This is a genomic window from Acinetobacter sp. TWP2-2-3, assembly GCF_049896445.1.
Classification (GTDB): domain Bacteria; phylum Pseudomonadota; class Gammaproteobacteria; order Pseudomonadales; family Moraxellaceae; genus Acinetobacter.
In genome coordinates, this window is sequence record NZ_JAFCUI010000003.1 from 327,130 (window position 1) to 345,148 (window position 18,019).

The window sequence follows — 18,019 nt, forward strand, 5'->3', positions numbered from 1 at the left end:
CTTTATAGGGATGAAAACGGTTAACCTATGAAAAATAAAGCAACTCCATCAAAAGCATGGGCGACAGTGCAGATTGCACGTCATCCAGAACGTCCACAATTCCTGGACTATGTGGGTGAAATATTCACTGAATTTGATGCTTTACATGGTGACCGCCTATATGGTGATGATGGCGCGATGATCGGTGGTCTGGCTCGTTTTGATGGTCAACCGGTGATGATCGTTGGTCAGCATCGTGGTCGTAGTACCCGTGAAAAATTACAGCATAATTTCGGCATGAGTAATCCGGAAGGTTATCGTAAGGCACAGCGTCTGCTAGACATGGCAGAGCGTTTTAACCTGCCAGTCTTTACTTTTATTGACACTATGGGTGCTTATCCGGGTGTCGGTGCAGAAGAACGTGGTCAGGCTGAAGCAATTGCCACCAGTCTGGCTCAGCTTTCCAATTTGAAAGTACCGGTAATTGCAACTGTACTAGGTGAAGGCGGTTCAGGTGGTGCACTCGGTATTGGAGTAGCAGACCGTGTGGTGATGCTCTCTCACAGTATTTATTCGGTGATTTCACCGGAAGGCTGTGCCTCAATTCTCTGGAAAACCGCTGAAAAAGCTGAACAGGCCAGTGAAGCCTTGGCTCTGACTGCAGAAAAATTGCAGAAAATGGGTATTGTAGAATATGTGGTGGATGAAGGTGAGGGTGCTCATTTAAATCCGGATCAGGTCATGAACAGCTTGAAAGCAGTGCTGAAAGAAGCTTTGAATGAACTGCAACCAATGGAAGCGCAAGCACGATGCGAAGCACGTTACCAACGTTTAATGAAGTTTGGCAGCGACAATTTAGGTCTGGTTTCTTAAAACAGCTGCAGGACTTTCCTGCAGAGACAAAATTTCTCATCGGATGCAGTGGCGGCGTAGATTCTATGCTGTTGCTGCATCTGATGTTTTTTTTATGCCCGGAAAAAGTTCGGGCGATTTATATCGATCATCAGTTACAAGCACTCAGCGCAGATTGGGGCAAGTTCGTTGCACATCAATGTCAGCAACTGAATATTCCCTGCATCATCCAGCCAGTTCATGTCGCTAGTGGCAATCTGGAACAGCAAGCGCGCAATTCACGTTATCAGGCTTATCTGCAACATTTGCAAGCGGATGAAATATTGGTGCTGGCACATCATCAGCAGGATCAGGCGGAAACCCTGATGCTACGTTTATTGTCTGGTGCCGGTGTTGACGGCTTAGCGGCAATGAAACAAATCGATGTACGTGAAAATCTCACGATTTGGCGGCCATTGCTGGATATTTCCCGTGAGCAGATTTGCCAATGGGCATCAGACTTAAATGTTAAGAATATCGAAGACCCGACCAATGATGATACCCATTATGATCGGGCTTGGGCACGCCAGACGCTGTGGCCGATATTAAGCGAACGTTATCATAAAATGCAAGCTGCCTTGGTGCGAACCAGTGAGTTAATGCAGGATGCTCAAGACATTTTACAAGAAGTGCTGCAACAGGATTTAGCGTCTTGTGGGACTGAAACGCAGCTCGATCTTGGTAAATTTCTACAGCTTTCAAAATCACGACAACGTCAATTACTCTCTGCCTGGATGAAAGGTAAACAACAGTATCGTCCATCCTTAGATATGGTGGAGCGTTTGCAACGCGAAGTGATTTATGCCAAACAAGATGCTCAGGCGGCATTGCATTGGCAAGGCTTTTACTATGTACGCTATCAGCAGCAATTATATCGTCTGACCGCAGAGACTTATTTAGCTGATCAGCAACAAGTTCAAACTAGCCCGAAAACTATAAAATTTGCTTTAAAAGATAGCGTACAGGTTTTGTCAGGGAAATTTATCATCGCGCCTGCACAGCTCGGTTTATCTCCTGCATTGTTGCAGCAAACTTTGCATTTGCAGCAGCGGCAGGGTGGCGAAAAAATTCATTTATATGGCCGTGTCGGTACCTGGCCACTGAAAAAAGCCATTCAGGAAGCGCAAATATTTCCCTGGGCTCGGCATACTATTCAAATATTAAGCACAGATAATGTTATGCTAGGCGTGTTTACCCCTAAAGGATTTTGGTTGGCCCAATCTGCATATTGTGAAGCAGGCGGATGGCTGCCGATTTCGGTTTTTTCAACTTTAGAACTCAACGATGAGCATTGAACATGAGTGCAGCTTTAAATTGTAATATCTGTTTTATTGGTGGCGGTAATATGGCCCAAGCCTTAATTGGCGGTCTGATTTCACGTGGTTTGCCAGCAACACGTATTACAGTTTCTGATCCGGTCGAAAAAGTCCGTGCTTTATTGGCGGAAAAAGAAATTAATGTGACCGGGGATAATAGTGCTGCAATTCAGGATGCAGATATCGTTGTATTGGCGGTAAAACCTCAGGTTTTGGCTCAAGTACTGCAACCTTTAAAAGGTCTGGTTAATAACAAACTGATTATTTCCATTGTTGCCGGTGCAGAAATTGCCACATTATCAGCATTGTTGGGGACAGAGCGTATTGTCCGGGTCATGCCGAATACACCTGCATTGGTACAGACCGGTGCACATGGTTTATATGCCAATGCATTTGTGGAAACCAGTGACCGTGAGCTGGCCAGTCAGGTTCTGGCGTCGACCGGGCTGACCATTTGGGTCGAATCAGAAGCACAAATTGATGCAGTCACTGCAGTCTCGGGTTCGGGTCCGGCTTACTTTTTCTATATGATGGAAAGTATGATTCGTGCGGGTAAAAATTTAGGTCTGGATGAAAAAGTTGCAACCGCACTGACTTTGCAGACGGCTTTAGGCGCGGCGCAAATGGCGATTACCAGCTCGAATACGCCGGCTGAGTTACGTAAAAATGTGACTTCTCCAAATGGGACTACACAGGCGGCACTTGAAGTCTTTGATCGCGCCCAGATTTCTCAAAATATTCAGGCGGCACTTGCCGCTGCACAAAAACGCAGTCAAGAACTGGCACAAGAGCTCAGTGAAAGCAGCAAATCTTCAGTTTAATTTTTAGGAACGTTCAAGTATGGGTGCAAATTCTGCGCTAATTTTTGGCATTATCATTAACGTCTCGATTTTGCTCGTATTCTTCCGATTTTTAATGCAACTGGCAGCGGTCAGTCCTTACAATCCTGTGGTTCTTTCTACCGTGAAAGCCACTAAAATTGTAGATGTATTTGGTCGAATTTTCCCAACCTTGGCCAAAGGCCGAGTCAGTACTGCTGCTTTGGCATTATTGGTCGTGCTCTATCTGCTTAAAATTTTTGGCATGATGTATCTGTCAGGGGGGACGCCGAATGGGCCTGTCCATCTGATTATTCTGACTTTTGTTACCATGATGCAGGATCTTATCCGTTTCTGTCGTTATTTGATTTTCGCTACGATTATCTTAAGTTGGGTGGTGATGTTTACTCAGTCTCGTTCGCCTTATATTGAAGTCGTGCAAGAGCTGGCTGAGCCTTTACTGGCGCCATTCCGTCGTATCATGCCAAATATGGGGATGATTGACCTTTCTCCAATCTTCGCTATTTTAACTTTGATTATTATCGAAATGATTATGAACCAGGTGGCGATTGTATTGCTTACCGGTCTTTAATCGGATCCAAATAAAAAGGACGCTGAGGCGTCCTTTTTTATTTGCTCCTCCCTTTAGAAAAGGGAAGTTGGGAAGGATTTGTTAAACTTCCCAAACGGTGAACAAGTTTTAATCGCAGTACAAGAAGATGGGATATTAACCTCTCCCTAACCCTAACCCTAACCCTCTCCTGAGAGGAGAGGGGATACCTTTAAAATAATATTGGTTTTCACTCTCTCTCCCAGAGGGGGGAGGGCTGGGGTGAGGAAACCCTTTAATGCGCCTCATCCCAGTTTTTGCCTTTACCCACTTCTACCACCAATGGTACAGAAATCTGCAATACCGATTGCATCACTTCAGCCAGTTTAGGTGCCAGTTCATCGGCAATGTCTTCATCGACTTCAAACACCAGTTCATCGTGAACTTGCAGCAGCATTTTGGCCTGATCTTTCGGCAACATCTTGTCGACTTCAATCATCGCCATTTTAATGATATCCGCAGCTGAACCTTGTAGCGGGGCATTAATCGCAGCACGTTCTGCCGCTTTACGCACCATCATATTACGGGCATCGATATCTGGAGTATATAAACGGCGTCCGAGCAGGGTTTCAACAAAACCCTGTTCTAATGCGACCTGACGGGTACGTTGCATATAGTCATAAATGCCCGGATAACGATGGAAATACTGCTTGATATAATCCTGTGATTCCTGACGGGTAAAGCCCAACTGACGGATCAAACCAAATTCGGACATACCGTAAAGTAGCCCGAAGTTGACGGCCTTGGCCTGACGACGCTGGTCATTGGTCACTTCTTCCAAAGGAATGCCTAGAACTTCAGCTGCGGTACGGCGGTGTACATCCTGACCGTGAATAAAGGCATCTAGCAAGGCTTCATCCTGAGATAAATGAGCCATGAGACGCAATTCAATTTGTGAGTAATCGGCTGCCAGCAAAACACGACCTTCCGGTGCCACAAACGCCTTGCGGATTTGACGGCCAATTTCGGCACGAATCGGAATGTTCTGCAGGTTTGGATCAGTCGATGATAAACGGCCAGTTGCAGTCAATGCCTGATGATAACTGGTATGCACACGGTGGGTATCAGGATTGGCCTGTTTGCATAAGCCATCGGTATAGGTACTTTTCAGCTTGGACAAGCCACGATATTCCAGAATCAGCTGGGCAATCGGATGTTCAATTTTTTCCAGTACACTTTCACTGGTACTGTATTGTCCGGTGGTGGTTTTTTTACCGCCTTTTAGACCCAGCTTTTCAAATAACACTTCACCGACCTGTTTAGGTGAGCTGACATTAAAGCTTTCATCGGCAATTTCCATGATCTGGTTTTCCAGATTGTGCATGGTATTGGAAAATTCGCCCCCAAGCTGATCCAGAAAAGCCAGATCCAGTTCGATGCCGTTTTCTTCCATTTGCGTCAGTACACGTGCGACCGGAACTTCAATATTATGCAGAATATTCACCAGTTCAGGGTGTGCCTGCAATTTGCTGCTCAAGACTTCATAAAGGCGATAGGTGACATGTGCATCTTCTGCTGCATAATGTGCTGCAGTTTCAAGTGGAATCTGGTTGAAGGTCTTTTGTTTAGCACCTTTACCGGCCACCTGTTCATAAGTCGTGGTCAGATGACTCAAATACAGACGGGCCACATCATCCATGCCATGACGGGTCGCGACAGAATTCAGGACATAGGAAGCCAGCATGGTATCGAAATACCAGCCTGCCAGATGAATGCCATGATTTTCCAGTACATGTGCATCATATTTCAGATGATGACCAATTTTCTTTACAGACTCATCTTCCAGAATTGGTTTGATCTGCGCCAGAATTACTTCACGATTCAGCTGCTCCGGTGCGCCTTCATAATCATGTGCCAAGGGAACATAATAAGCATCCTGCGCATCGAAGGCGACCGAGAAACCGACAATCTGTGCAATACGATAATCCAAACTGGTGGTTTCGGTATCAAAGGCAAAACGTTTTTCGGTACTTAGGCGCTCAAACAGTGTGTCCCAGTCCTGCTGGCCTAATACTGTGTGGTAGGTCGCTTGACCTAGCTGGTCATCACTGCTGGTCACAGACGCATGGTCTTCCAGAGGTTCTGGTGCTGTAACCGCTTTGGCGTTAATAGATTTTGCCGCCTGCTGGTAGTTTGAATTATTCGGGTTGTTCGGGTGATCTAAGGACTGCAGCTGGTTACGGAATTCCAGCTCGGTGTACAAATGACGCAAGGTCTCGACATTTGGCTCACCCAGTTTTAAATCGTCATAACCAAAGTTAAGATCCAGATCGATCACAATACTGGCCAGCTGATGGTCCAGTGCAATACCATCGACATGTTCTTTAATATTTTGACCGACTTTGCCTTTGATCTTGTCGACATTTTCTAAAATGCCGCCAATCGAGCCATATTCAGTGAGCAGTTTTGCTGCAGTTTTGGCACCTACACCTGGCACGCCCATGATGCCATCTGATGCATCGCCCATCAGGGTCAGATAGTCAATAATCTGATTCGGCCAGACGCCAAACTTTTCAAACACGCCGTCGACATCCAGCGGTTTTTCTTTAAAGCTGTCTTCCAGGGTAACTTTTTCGGTCACCAGTTGTGCCATATCTTTATCGCCCGTAGAGATCAGTACCTGATGTCCCATCGCCTCGGCACGTTTGGCCAGTGTTCCGATAATGTCATCGGCTTCGGCACCCGGTAAGGTATGTAGGGGAATGCCCAAAGCGCGGATCAAGGCATGCAGATAAGGAATCTGTTCGGATAATTCCGTTGGCATGCTGGGACGATCACCTTTATAAATCGGTGACAGCTCATGCCGGAAGGTCGGTTCTGGGGTATCAAAAATTACCGCCATATGGGTCGGTTGGGTCCGGCGCATCAGTTTTTGAATAGCAGAAATCGCACCACGAATTGCATTGGTATGTAAACCGGTTGACGTGGTTAATGGTGGCAGTGCGTGAAAGGCACGAAATAAAAAGTAAGAGCCATCGACCAAGACAAATGGTGGCATGTAATCAATTCCTTATTCAAAATACAGCGCTATTGTACGTGATTTTTACCGCGCTCGCTGAGGCGAGTCTGAGTTTACAGCTTAGCGAATATCGGCTGAAGATGAAATAAGCAGCACAAGCTGTTGTATGATGGAAGGATTCAGGAAAGAGAAATATAAGAATGGCTGTAGGACGGAATGAGTTGCGCATGATCTGGCTGATTACCCTGCTGATAGCCGGGATCAGCGCCTGGTATCTGGGTTATCAGATTGTAACTTATCTGTGTGGTTTGGGGTTTATCTTTAGCGTGATGCAATATGTCACTGCGGTAGAAACACCGCTACAACAACTGGCCGGACAGCAGCAGATGTCCTTGGAGCGCAATTCTAAAGTTCCTTTATATATCTCATCAATTACTGCCATTGTCGGCGGGTTGGCTGAACTGGATTGGCTGATGGGAATCGGGATTACGGCCTGGGTATTCTTTTTGCTCAGGTGGCTGCAACGTCTGGAAGGACGTTTGATACAGTTGCAATCACAATCTCATTCTGCCGATCCCTTACAGCGATCACCAGATCGATCCGATTCTGTTCCATTCGTGAAAACTGAGTCTGCCCAAGAGGTAAACGACACTCCTCATCTGGTAGATCAACTGCAGCGCTGGCTTTTCCAGGGGAATCCAGTCTTAAAAGTCGCGATTAGTATTTTGGTGATTGGGATTATTTTACTGCTGCGTTTTGCCACTGAGCACTGGCAACTCAGTCTAGCTGCAAAATTGGGCCTGGTTGCACTGGCGAGTGGGTGTATAGCAGGGCTGGGTTATCGCCTGATGCAGAAAAATCGGAGTTTTGCTCTGGCACTAGAAGGACTGGGTTTGGGCAGTCTGTTCCTGACCTTATTTTTTGCCTATTACAATCTGGTGATTCCCACGTTACCGTTGGCAACATTGCTATTTCTCATTATTCTGGCCATCACTCTATATTTAAGCCTGAAACAGGAAAGCATCGAACTGGCTTTGATGGCTTTGCTGATTGCTTATCTGGCGCCGTTTACCTTACCGACCCGCGATGCTTCTGCCGTTGAGCTGATTAGCTATTATTTGCTGATCAATATCGGGGTGGCAGTGCTGAGCAGTTTCCGGCCATGGAAGATTCTCAATCAAATTGCCTTTTTAGTGACTGCGGTCGTTGGCGGGATATATAGCCTGATTCATGGTTATACATATGAGCGTTATGCCATGACTGCGTTGATTCTGGCACATAGTGCGCTGTTTATCTGGCTAGGTTTCCGCTTTAGCCAGTTGCTGGCACGACAGGATCTCTCACGTTTTCAGTTAAAACCGGTATTGGACTTAGCGCTGATTTTTGCTGCACCGATCACGGCATATATTTTTCTGTATCTGATTCATTTTAATCAGCCCAATCAAAAACTCTGGCAAGCTGGATTAAGCCTGTTCTTTGCACTGGTCTTTGCCGCTTGCTGGACACTGCTGCGCCGTAAACAAACTATCCTGCTCATTTCGCAGAGCTATCTGAGCCTGATGCTGATTTTTCTCGCCTTGGTGCCCCCGATCTTATTGACAGAACAATGGAGTGTGATTGGCTGGGCAGTTGAAGGTGTGCTGATTTATTTATGGGCCTTGGAAAAAAATGTCCGGGTAGCACACTATCTGAGCATGGGCTTATTGCTGATGGCCGGATTCAGCAGCCTGTATTATCTGGTCGAGATTAATCCAACACCGCGAATAATTTTCTGGATTTTGAGTCTGTGCTATGTGGCAGTCGTGGTCATCAGTCAGCTTAAAAAGCAGTACCAGCAGCAGATGAATAGTCTGAGTGTCAGTTTTTTAAGCAGCCTAAGTGTCGCGGCCAGTTTGATGCTATTTGCCTTGCTGGAAGATGAATTTCCGAGTCAGCATGCCTATGTGCTGAGTTTATTTATCATCACACTGGGTTATGTAATGTTCAATGAAATGATCCTGCGCAAAAATCAGGAGTGGTCATGGTTACTGCCGAAGTGGAGTGGCATCTCGCCCTTGCTGGTCATTGCGGCGATTCTAACTCTGGATCGCAGTCAGAATGCGGTGATTGTCTGGAATAGTGATCTGGAACGTGGGGTTTCTGCACTTTCAGCGATATTGTTGGCCATTCTGTGGCTTAGACCGCTGGCTGGCTTGCAGCTCTCCAAGGAATGGGTGAGTTTTGGTGTTTTTAGCAGTCTGGCTTTGGCAAGTGTATGCCTGATCTCAAATATGCCCTATCTGAGCATGGTGATTTTGCCTTTATTCTTCTGCCTGTGGTGCTATCGGCAGGATGTGCAGTCAGGTTGGCAGCAGCTTTGGCAAACCAAGAGCTGTTTATTGCTGATGGCAACTTGGCTGGTTTGTTCACAGCTGTTTAGCCAGCAAGCCTTTCAATATTACTGGCTGCCGATTCTGAATCCTTTTGACCTGATCAGTATCGCCATGTTTGCCAGTTTTATCTGGATGCTGTTACAGCAAATCAAGGTGGGACGTGATAAAGGCATGATCGCAGTTTTAATGGTACTAAGTCTGTTATGGCTTTCCAGTTATATTGTTTTAAGAGCTTTACATGTGTACCTGCAGACGCCGTTTAATGAGCTGGCATTATGGAGCAATGCGACGGTTCAGCTTAGTCTGACCATACTTTGGGTATTACTCGCCTGGATTACCATGTGGACAGCAACGCTCAAAAAACTGAAACTGATGTGGATTTTAGGCGGCAGTATTCTGGTGATTGTGACCTTGAAGCTCGTACTATTTGACCTGTCACATATTGGCACCCTGACCCGGGTGATTTCCTTCTTGCTGGCGGGCGGGGTGATGCTACTGATTGCTTATATTGCGCCGATGCCGGAGAGGGAGCTTTGAATCCTCTCCCTAACCCTCTCCTTTAAAAAGGAGAGGGAATCTAAGGGTTATTTCAGATCAGGCTCTCTTTTGAGGGCCTTTTCATTGGCATATTGATCGATTTCTTCATTTTCCAAAGGACGGGAAAGTGGATGATCGACAAAGCCCATTTTTGGCACCGGAATTTCAATCTGGTTATCGACAAAGCCGTTGCGAATCCGTTCCTGCATTTCATCACGAACTTTCAGGTAGTTTTCCTGTTGGCACCACACTGCAAACAGCAGTTCAATCGAAGATTCACGGAAAGCGGTAACGGTGACTGCAGGTTTCGGGTCGGCCAGTACCAGTGGATATTTATTGGCAACGTCCAGCAGAACTTCGCGTACCTTGATAATATTTTCATGGAAATTGATCGCCAACGTAATCGGAATCCGCCGTATCGGAAATTTCGACAAGTTCTGCACCGGTGCCCGAATTAGCTGTTCATTCGGTAAACGCACATAGATATTATCTTGGGTCAAAAGTTTAACCGAGAGCAGATCAATCGAAATCACTTCGCCTTCAATGGTATGCCCACGAATCAAGGTAATCTGGATGGTATCACCGACTTCAAAAGAACCTTCACCAATCAGGAACAGACCACTGATCAGGTTGGATGCTGAGGTTTGCGAAGCAAAACCCAGTGCGACCGTTAAAATCCCTGCAGCGCCAAGGAAGACACTGAGTTTAAAACCGGCTTCTTTCAGACTAGCCATCACAAACAGCAGGAAGATAAAATAGAAAATTCCGCGGCGCCAGACCAGTTTCTGATGGGCATTAAAACGGACACCAATGGTGCGAATAAAGGTATTGGAAATAAAGCGTGCGATCAGGAAACCAATAAAGCACAACACCACCGCCACCAGAACTTCGGTCAAACGGTCGGTATTGATATTGGTAAATACTCCCTTCAGGCTGTTGGTGACTTCGGTCGGAATATTTGAACTTGGCATCAGACGCCCTTAGAAAAATGAATCAAACATATTAAATAACGCACCTGCCGGATCGCGCGGTGGATGCAGATAGGCCACTTCACCAGCATTTGGTGGTGTGCGGTTTTCGACCCGAATCCGTGGTGGACGATCCGAACTTTCATGCAAAACGCGGATTTGTGAGGTCCATAAGCGGCCGGTACTTTCACTGTAAAAAAGCGGCAGGGCAGGCACTGGCACATTCATTCGGTCAAAGCGCAATTGCTGGTTACTGGTATTGTGAAACTCAATCGGCGTGACTGCACGAAAGGCTCGCGGATGTAACTGTTTCAGTTCGGTTCTGCCATCGACTGCGGTGGCATAACAGATTTCCCCCGAACGGTGATTGGGTCCAAACCAGGTGTCTTTTGGCAAGATTACCGGCAAATCGAAAATCGGTTCGCGCTGCCCCTCGACAAAACCGGCAATCCATAAGGGCGTGCTGATATAAAGCGTACCGCGCTGTCCGGCAGGAATATAAATCGGATCGACTGGTTTAATCACCACAGAACGGTCTGCAAGGCGTGGCATCAGTTGCAATTTGTTTTGCGTGGATTTGAACATATAGCGTTCAATTTTCACAGGTGGGGGAAAGGCAAAATTCGGATCATCAATCTGATGCCATTGCTGTTCATAATCGTATTGCACAGAAGGGCGGAAATATTCCAGTCGCCATTCCTGAATCCCTCGGGTCAGCCGAAACAGCAAGGAGCCAAACTGCCAGGCTTTAGACTGATTTATTTCAAAATTCTGTTCTCCCCACCAGCGCATTTTCGCTGTATTCGGGATTAATTCATCTTTATCTCGCGGCAATCTTGGCACCCTTTCTTGCTAAATCTTTGAAAACATACTTCACGCTGTCATATGCTTAGAGTACACTCAATTTAAATTTTTTCATCATTATTATAATCCGCGATGCAAGTACTTAAACAATTACAAATCCCATATAGCTTCGCCAAGCGCCATGGTGTGCTGTTGCGTTATGAGGGAGATCAGGCCTTTATTCTGCGTCGTGACAATACCTCGATGCTTGCATTGCAGGAAGCTCGCCGTCTGCTCGGTTATCCGGCTCATTTTCAACTCTGTAGCGAACAGGAATTTAACCAGTTACTCAGTTCCAGTTTTGCCGGCGATAGCGGCGAATCGCAACAGGTCGCTGCCGGTCTGGAAGATCATCCGGATTTACTCAGTCTGGCTGATTCGGTACCGGAAGCTGAAGACCTGATGGATCAGGAAGATGATGCGCCAATTGTACGGCTGATCAATGCATTGCTCTCAGAGGCGATTCGTGTCGGGGCTTCCGATATTCATATTGAATCTTTTGAGAAAAAACTGTCGGTGCGTTTACGGGTCGATGGCCAGTTACGCGAAATTGTACAGCCACGCCGTGAACTGGCACCGCTTCTGGTTTCACGGATTAAAGTCATGGCCAAACTGGATATTGCCGAAAAGCGTATTCCTCAAGATGGCCGTATTTCATTACGCTTGGCCGGACGTGAAGTCGATGTCCGTGTATCCACCTTGCCATCTTCTTATGGGGAGCGGGTGGTGATGCGTTTGCTGGACAAGCAGGCCGGCCGTTTGAACATGACCCATTTGGGTCTGATCAATAATGACTATGATCGACTCAAGACCTTAGTACATCGCCCGCACGGGATTATTCTGGTGACTGGCCCGACCGGTTCGGGTAAAACCACCACCTTGTATGCGGCACTTTCTGACCTGAATGACGGTTCCAAGAATATCCTCACAGCTGAAGATCCGATTGAATATCAGCTGGAAGGCATTGGACAAACGCAGGTCAATACCAAAGTGGATATGACCTTTGCCCGTGCGTTAAAAGCGATGTTACGTCAGGACCCGGATGTGGTCATGGTCGGTGAGATTCGTGATCTGGAAACGGCAGAAATTGCGGTACAGGCATCCCTGACTGGACATCTGGTGTTATCCACCTTGCACACCAATACCGCGATTGGTGCGGTTACGCGTCTGAAAGATATGGGAATTGAACCATTTTTGCTTTCCAGTTCTTTAATCGGGGTAATTGCCCAACGTCTGGTGCGTACCTTGTGTCCACATTGCGCGACTTGGCATGAAGCAGATGCTTTCGAGAAGAATCTATTTGGCAATATTGAGCATCCCCAAGATTTAAAATTACCGCAACCTCAAGGCTGTGAACGTTGTGGCAATACTGGCTTTAGTGGTCGTACCGCGATTTATGAAATTGTGCCAGTCGATGATCATATGCGCCGTTTGATTCATGGCAATGCGGCTGAATATGAAATCGAAAGCTATGCACGTCAGCAGTCAGGTTCCATTCGTGATGATGGTCTGCGTAAAGTATTGGCCGGAAAAACCACGATTGAAGAAGTATTGCGAGTAACCAACGAAGCAGTAGAATAATTTTTTAATCTGCTCGCTTTATCATAATGATCGTCAGGACTTTTGGATATTTACCAGAGACTGACGATTTTTTTCATGAGTTGTGCACGAAAAGGTGCAGTCGGATTTCCCGGATTACGCAGAGTTTCATTTTCATAAAAGTTCTGCCAGGCTTGTGCCATTGCTAAACTCAGTCCTTCCTGTTTCATTGTTTCAACATCTGCCTGAGTAATATTGAGAAAACGGGCTTCAGCATCTTTGGGGCCAGCGCCCCAGCCAATAATCCCTTTACCAAATTCAGGCAGAATCATATTGTTGGGTGTTGCAGGAATGGGTAGGCGTTCAATTTCAGTATTGAGCAGAGATTTTATTTTCGGACGGATTTTTTCTGAGAGATAAAGATCTGCAAAAGAGGTTGTAGCAGTGAGGAGCAGGAGAGAATTCAGAAGAACTAGTTTTAACATCAATATAAATCGAATAAATGTAAATAAGAATCATTATATATAATTTCTTAAGTTTTTGCTGCAGTTTTCAAGTGGGGAAGAGAAGTAGCTTTTGACAAAAGATGAAGCGGGTAAATTTTGAAATTTATAATTGAAGTCTAGCTATCCTGAAACTTTTTTCAGGATAGCTGTTAAATAAAAAAATTAAGTAATTACGTTTAAGTTCACATCAATATTATTACGGGTCGCATTTGAGTATGGACAGACAATATGCGCAGCATCCACCAGTTTTTTTGCTTCTTCCTGATCCATGCCTTCAAGATGGATGTTTAATGTCACTTCGATCCCGAACCCGGTAGGAATCGGACCAATCCCAACATCACCTTCAATATAGGCATCTTTACTGATATTGAGCTTGTCACGATTGGCAACAAATTTCATTGCACCCAAGAAACAGGCGGAATAACCTGCGGCAAAGAGCTGTTCAGGATTGGTTCCACCGCCTGGTCCCCCCATTTCTTTAGGTACGGCCAATTGGACGTCCAGAATCTGATCGTCAGAAATGGCGCGGCCATCACGGCCCCCTGTGGCTTTGGCATGTGCGGTATAGACGGCTTTTTCTAATGACATGAGTTAAATCCCTGTTTATTTTTCGTAGAGCTTCTATGCTCGGTGATTTCACCTGAAGAATAAGCAGGGATTTTGTTATTTTATGCAAGCAAATGAAACGATTCAGGAAAGTTGAAGAAGTCTACGGTGTTGCATTAAAGGCATGGATTCACGCACTTTTTGCTGTTCATTTAAATCAAAGTCGACGGTGATGAGTTGAGCACCTTCTGCATGGATCATATTAAGAAGTTGTCCACGACTATTGGTGGCGGCTGCATGTCCCCAAGTCTGACGTTTTTCACCGTGCCAGCCTTGTTGAGCTGCGCCAAGCACCGAACATTGGCTATCTAGAGCACGTGTTTGCAGAAGAAGCTGCCAGTGCATTTCACCTGTGGTATAGGTAAAAGCAGAAGGTGCGGTCAAGAGGTTTGCACCTTTGGCTCGTAGATTTAACGCTAGTTCCGGAAAACGCAGGTCATAACAGACCATTAAACCAATATTACCAAAAGGGGTTTTGGCTACGACAACATCTGTGCCGGGCTCAAAGAACTTGGATTCCTGATAACCGCCTACAGCATCACCGACTTGCACATCAAACAAGTGAATTTTGTCATAACGCGCTTCGGTCCGTTCCGGACTGATACACAGGCTAACGGTACGCACGCGGCCATCTTCAATGATCGAACCATCCGGACGATAAGGGCAGGGTAATGTACCGGCAACGATCCAGGTGTCATATTCATGGGCAAGTTGTTCCAGACGCTGCTGAATCACTTCAAATTGTGCAGCAGTTTCACGCTGTTTACCTGCTGCAAAACAGACAAAGTTTTCCGGGAAAACAATCAGTTCAGCACCATTGGCCTTACTTTGTTGAATTAAAGATTCAATCTCCACGAAATTGACATCAATTTCATTTTGAGAATTCATTTGTACAACAGAAAGTAAAGTCATAGGGTCCTCTTATAAGATGGTTATACCTTTTGCTCGGAAATTTTATCTAAATTGTCTTGCTCTTTCTGTAGCTGTTTGACTAAAGGTTCAAACATGTTCTGATTGCTTTGATTCAGTTTCATCAAGGTTTTATGCGCATCCAGAACCGTATTCAGCATATTTTGATGCGTGACATGTTCTTCCATCAGCGCACGTGTGCAGACATTTGGATCACCACAATAATTCAGAATCACAAACACTTGGCTCAATCCCATACTGTTGGCCAAAGTGGTAATGTCAGAATTGGTAGAAAGCATGACAGCCTGAATATTGTGTACTTGCTTGAGTTTGAGTCCTAGTTTCGCTAAAACACCCAGTACGGTACTGTCAATGAAACTGGTTTCGGTGAGATCAACGATAGCGCCAACTACGTTGTCTTGCTGTTCAATTTTGTTCAGTAATTTGTCTAGACTAATACAAGATTGGGCACGCACTTCGCCGATAAGCTTAAAAATATGCGTTCCATTCAGACTTGCATATTCAACATGACCTGTTGACATATAAATGCCATTTGCAGAGAAGGATATTAAATTATCCCATAGGGTGTATTGATACTCAAGTGGCTGAAAGTAGTAATCAAATTAAGTGCTTATAAAGCCTGTAAATATACTGCTAATTTACGCGGATAAAGCTTAAAAAGGCGATATCGTCAGCCACATGTTCCGGAGCCTGAAAAGATTGATTCTGCAAATGGTGTAATAATTGCGAGAATTGTTCATTTAAACCACCATCAAAAGGTTCCAGTGCGCCATCCGAACAGATAATAAAGCGCGCATTGCGACTTAATACCCATTCATTTTCCTCAACTTCAAGATCTTCGGTTAAGCCCAAAGGGAAACTGCTGGAAGAGAGGATTTTAGGTTCTTGATTGGGTTCAAATATAATCGGTGGAGGATAATGTCCAGCGCTGGACCATTTTAATACATGGGTTTCCAGATTAAGAATCCCGGCAATCATGGTGATGTGCTTTTCAATATTTTCCTGCATCAGCATACCGTTCAGCTTCTTGATCAGCTCGCGCGGCGTCTTGGAGCGACCATGGAAAGCTGCCATCCAGGACGTGAGCAAACTACTGGTGACGCCATGTCCGGATACATCGGCCAAATAGAAAATCACTTCTTTGTCGCTGATTTTCCAATAATCATACCAATCCCCTGAAAGATAGGCTGAAGGCTGAAAATAGGTTTCGACCTCATAATTGGTCAGTTCAATCGGATTCGGTAACAATTTTTTTTGTAGTTCTGCAGCAGAAGGCAGGTCACGGCTATCCTGGTTACGCTTATATTGTGCATCAATTTTTTGTAATGCCATATCTGGATTCTCGGGAAGTTTGCTCCAGATCCAGCCGGCTAAAGCACCTTGTTCCCAGGCCTGCGCCAAAGCAGTACCTTCATTCTCTAAGGCCAGTACAATCGTAGGCAGATTCCACTTATATTTCAGATAATCATGTACATCTGCAATCGCAATAATCGTAGAGTCATATAGTTCATGATCATCCAGATAGATCATCTGAACATGCGGAAGCGTATCAAGTACTTGATCTAAATAAGGAATATCACGAGTCGGTTGAATGAAATACATAAAAAAGTGATTCAATCCCAGGATTGGTTATAAGATGTACTATAACAAGTAAAGTATTGCTAGCGAACAGATTTTCACTAGCAATCATACATGAAGCTTAAACTTAAAGATCTTCGTTTGAAGATTCAATATTGCTATCATTAGAAGGTGCATCATCAGAATTGTCATCTTCAAAATCATCTTCTAGGAAAAGCGTATCTTGTTCTGTACCTTTCTTTTCTGCAATTGCATAATTGGTACGTTGTAAATAAATATCGCGAATCTGCGCATAGCGATCGCCAGTCAGCACTCCTTCAACGTCCAGTATTTCTGAACGGGTATCGATGGCACGCCAAAACTGATCAGTCCAGTAAAGTCCATCTTCATCTTCGAGAATGTATTTTTGTGGACGAGCTTGACTATCTACAGCAGTACCGATTACGCCACGGACAGAACTTGGACCTAAAAATGGCAACATGATATAAGGGCCAGAAGGCACGCCATAATAACCTAAGGTAATTCCAAATTTTTCCTCTTCATGACTCAAGCCCAGGCGACGCGCTGGATCAGCCAGTCCTAAAGTTGTTAAGGTGTTAATGGTAAAACGACCTAGGGATTTAGCAGCGCGGGCAGGACGACCTTGAATGAGCTGATTCACCACATTCCAAGGTTCACCTAGGTTACTGCGGAACTGGGTATAGCTGCCACGAACATCTTGAGGAACTTTTTCCACATATTGTACGGCTATGGGACGTACCACGGTGCGGTCAATCGCATCATTAAACTGATAGATCTTTCTATTTAACGGTTGAAAAGGATCTTTAACTTCTTCAGCCTGTGCTGCACTGGCATCAACTTTCAGTTGCGTTTGTAATTGTTGCGCTTTGGTCGAGATTTTTGTTCTAAGCGGCGTTTTTGCAGGCTCGTTTTCCAGATTTTCCACACTGGTGGCCGCCTCGGCGAAAACATGTGCGCTTGAAGCTAAAGAAAATAAGCATATAGATAAGTAAATAGAACGATGCATAAGGTAACCTGAGGCCTTTTCTGTGTAAGTAGCACTACTTATTAGTATAAAAATAATAAACGTTATATTCACGAATAGACATCATTTAAGCAAATTTGTATAAAAAATGAATGAAAACACACGAAAAGCTTAAAAAATATACATACAAAATGATTTTCTTGAAAAAGGTGTTGCAAGGGCTCTGAAATGCTGTAGAATGCACATCCATCGGCGGTGATGAAGATTAAAACCTCTGATAAAACAGTGACTTAGTTGAGTTTAATTGAGTTGGGTTTTATTTGATAAGTTTGAAAAATAGTTTTCATTACTGGTTGACTTTCTAGAGATAGAGAGTAATATAGCCGACCTAGCTTGCTGGTGACGAATCAGCAAGAAGATCATTAAGAGATTATGAAGAACAACTTGTGTGGATTTTTACTGGTTGATTGATCGAAATTATTTTCATTGATTGATGGTAGAAATTACTCGAAGTTTATTTGAGAAATATTTGTCAGAAAATTGATGAGCCAAGATTGGTGCCCTTTAAAGGTACTACTGATT

General features: G+C 44.9%; 15 protein-coding genes. 6 read left to right on the top strand and 9 right to left on the bottom strand.

Features of this window, described 5'->3' with window-relative positions; all coding sequences use genetic code 11:
* The first annotated feature begins 27 nt into the window (after positions 1-27).
* From ACP7AK_RS06950 to ACP7AK_RS06965, 4 genes are read left to right on the top strand one after another with little or no spacing between them, the layout of a single operon-like run.
* Positions 28-852 carry an acetyl-CoA carboxylase carboxyltransferase subunit alpha gene (locus ACP7AK_RS06950; RefSeq protein ID WP_004278263.1) on the top strand — a complete coding sequence of 275 codons (825 nt, stop codon included), beginning with the start codon at positions 28-30 and terminating at the stop codon, positions 850-852.
* Complete coding sequence (gene tilS, locus ACP7AK_RS06955; RefSeq protein ID WP_425879257.1) at positions 789-2,165, top strand: tRNA lysidine(34) synthetase TilS; 1,377 nt, start codon at positions 789-791, stop codon at positions 2,163-2,165. Before ACP7AK_RS06950 ends, tilS begins: the two co-directional genes overlap by 64 nt.
* Before the next feature lie 2 nt (positions 2,166-2,167).
* The gene (gene proC / locus ACP7AK_RS06960; RefSeq protein WP_114541354.1) at positions 2,168-3,007 is read left to right on the top strand and encodes a pyrroline-5-carboxylate reductase; all 840 of its coding nucleotides are present in this window, start codon (positions 2,168-2,170) and stop codon (positions 3,005-3,007) included.
* A gap of 19 nt (positions 3,008-3,026) precedes the next feature.
* Positions 3,027-3,596 carry a YggT family protein gene (locus tag ACP7AK_RS06965; RefSeq protein ID WP_005107800.1) on the top strand — a complete coding sequence of 190 codons (570 nt, stop codon included), beginning with the start codon at positions 3,027-3,029 and terminating at the stop codon, positions 3,594-3,596.
* A 253-nt stretch (positions 3,597-3,849) separates the two neighbouring features.
* On the opposite strand, the gene polA is transcribed toward ACP7AK_RS06965, so the two are convergent.
* Positions 3,850-6,612, bottom strand: a complete 2,763-nt coding sequence (gene polA, locus ACP7AK_RS06970) for a DNA polymerase I (RefSeq protein ID WP_425879260.1) — start codon at positions 6,610-6,612, stop codon at positions 3,850-3,852.
* 161 nt (positions 6,613-6,773) lie between these two features.
* Here polA and ACP7AK_RS06975 point away from each other — a divergent pair, with 161 nt between their 5' ends.
* Positions 6,774-9,482: a DUF2339 domain-containing protein gene (locus tag ACP7AK_RS06975; RefSeq protein WP_425879262.1), complete on the top strand. Its 2,709-nt coding sequence runs from the start codon at positions 6,774-6,776 to the stop codon at positions 9,480-9,482.
* Between the two features lie 47 nt (positions 9,483-9,529).
* Here ACP7AK_RS06975 and ACP7AK_RS06980 read toward each other — a convergent pair whose 3' ends face one another.
* Entirely contained in the window at positions 9,530-10,453 is a 924-nt protein-coding gene (locus ACP7AK_RS06980; protein WP_005250806.1) for a mechanosensitive ion channel family protein, read from the bottom strand.
* Positions 10,454-10,462: 9 nt separating this feature from the next.
* The gene (locus ACP7AK_RS06985; RefSeq protein ID WP_086044916.1) at positions 10,463-11,242 is read right to left on the bottom strand and encodes a hypothetical protein; all 780 of its coding nucleotides are present in this window, start codon (positions 11,240-11,242) and stop codon (positions 10,463-10,465) included.
* Positions 11,243-11,386: 144 nt separating this feature from the next.
* Here ACP7AK_RS06985 and gspE point away from each other — a divergent pair, with 144 nt between their 5' ends.
* Positions 11,387-12,874, top strand: a complete 1,488-nt coding sequence (gene gspE, locus ACP7AK_RS06990) for a type II secretion system ATPase GspE (protein WP_425879264.1) — start codon at positions 11,387-11,389, stop codon at positions 12,872-12,874.
* A gap of 50 nt (positions 12,875-12,924) precedes the next feature.
* Here the strand turns inward: gspE and ACP7AK_RS06995 are convergent, their stop codons facing one another.
* The 6 genes from ACP7AK_RS06995 to ACP7AK_RS07020 form a co-directional block, all read right to left on the bottom strand.
* Positions 12,925-13,317 (bottom strand): DUF4951 domain-containing protein, encoded by a 393-nt coding sequence (locus ACP7AK_RS06995; RefSeq protein ID WP_005103334.1) that lies wholly within the window; start codon positions 13,315-13,317, stop codon positions 12,925-12,927.
* A gap of 183 nt (positions 13,318-13,500) precedes the next feature.
* The gene (locus tag ACP7AK_RS07000) at positions 13,501-13,926 is read right to left on the bottom strand and encodes an organic hydroperoxide resistance protein (protein WP_004732917.1); all 426 of its coding nucleotides are present in this window, start codon (positions 13,924-13,926) and stop codon (positions 13,501-13,503) included.
* Between the two features lie 102 nt (positions 13,927-14,028).
* Entirely contained in the window at positions 14,029-14,856 is an 828-nt protein-coding gene (locus tag ACP7AK_RS07005) for a carbon-nitrogen hydrolase family protein (RefSeq protein WP_005107790.1), read from the bottom strand.
* Positions 14,857-14,876: 20 nt separating this feature from the next.
* Positions 14,877-15,395 (bottom strand): anti-anti-sigma factor GigB, encoded by a 519-nt coding sequence (gigB, locus tag ACP7AK_RS07010; protein ID WP_004647542.1) that lies wholly within the window; start codon positions 15,393-15,395, stop codon positions 14,877-14,879.
* Between the two features lie 112 nt (positions 15,396-15,507).
* A complete protein-coding gene (gigA, locus tag ACP7AK_RS07015; RefSeq protein ID WP_114541358.1) occupies positions 15,508-16,476 on the bottom strand; it encodes an RsbU family protein phosphatase GigA in 969 nt (322 codons plus the stop codon).
* 103 nt (positions 16,477-16,579) lie between these two features.
* Positions 16,580-17,479, bottom strand: coding sequence for an MlaA family lipoprotein (locus tag ACP7AK_RS07020; RefSeq protein ID WP_425879268.1), 900 nt, complete (start codon positions 17,477-17,479; stop codon positions 16,580-16,582).
* Positions 17,480-18,019: the final 540 nt, after the last annotated feature.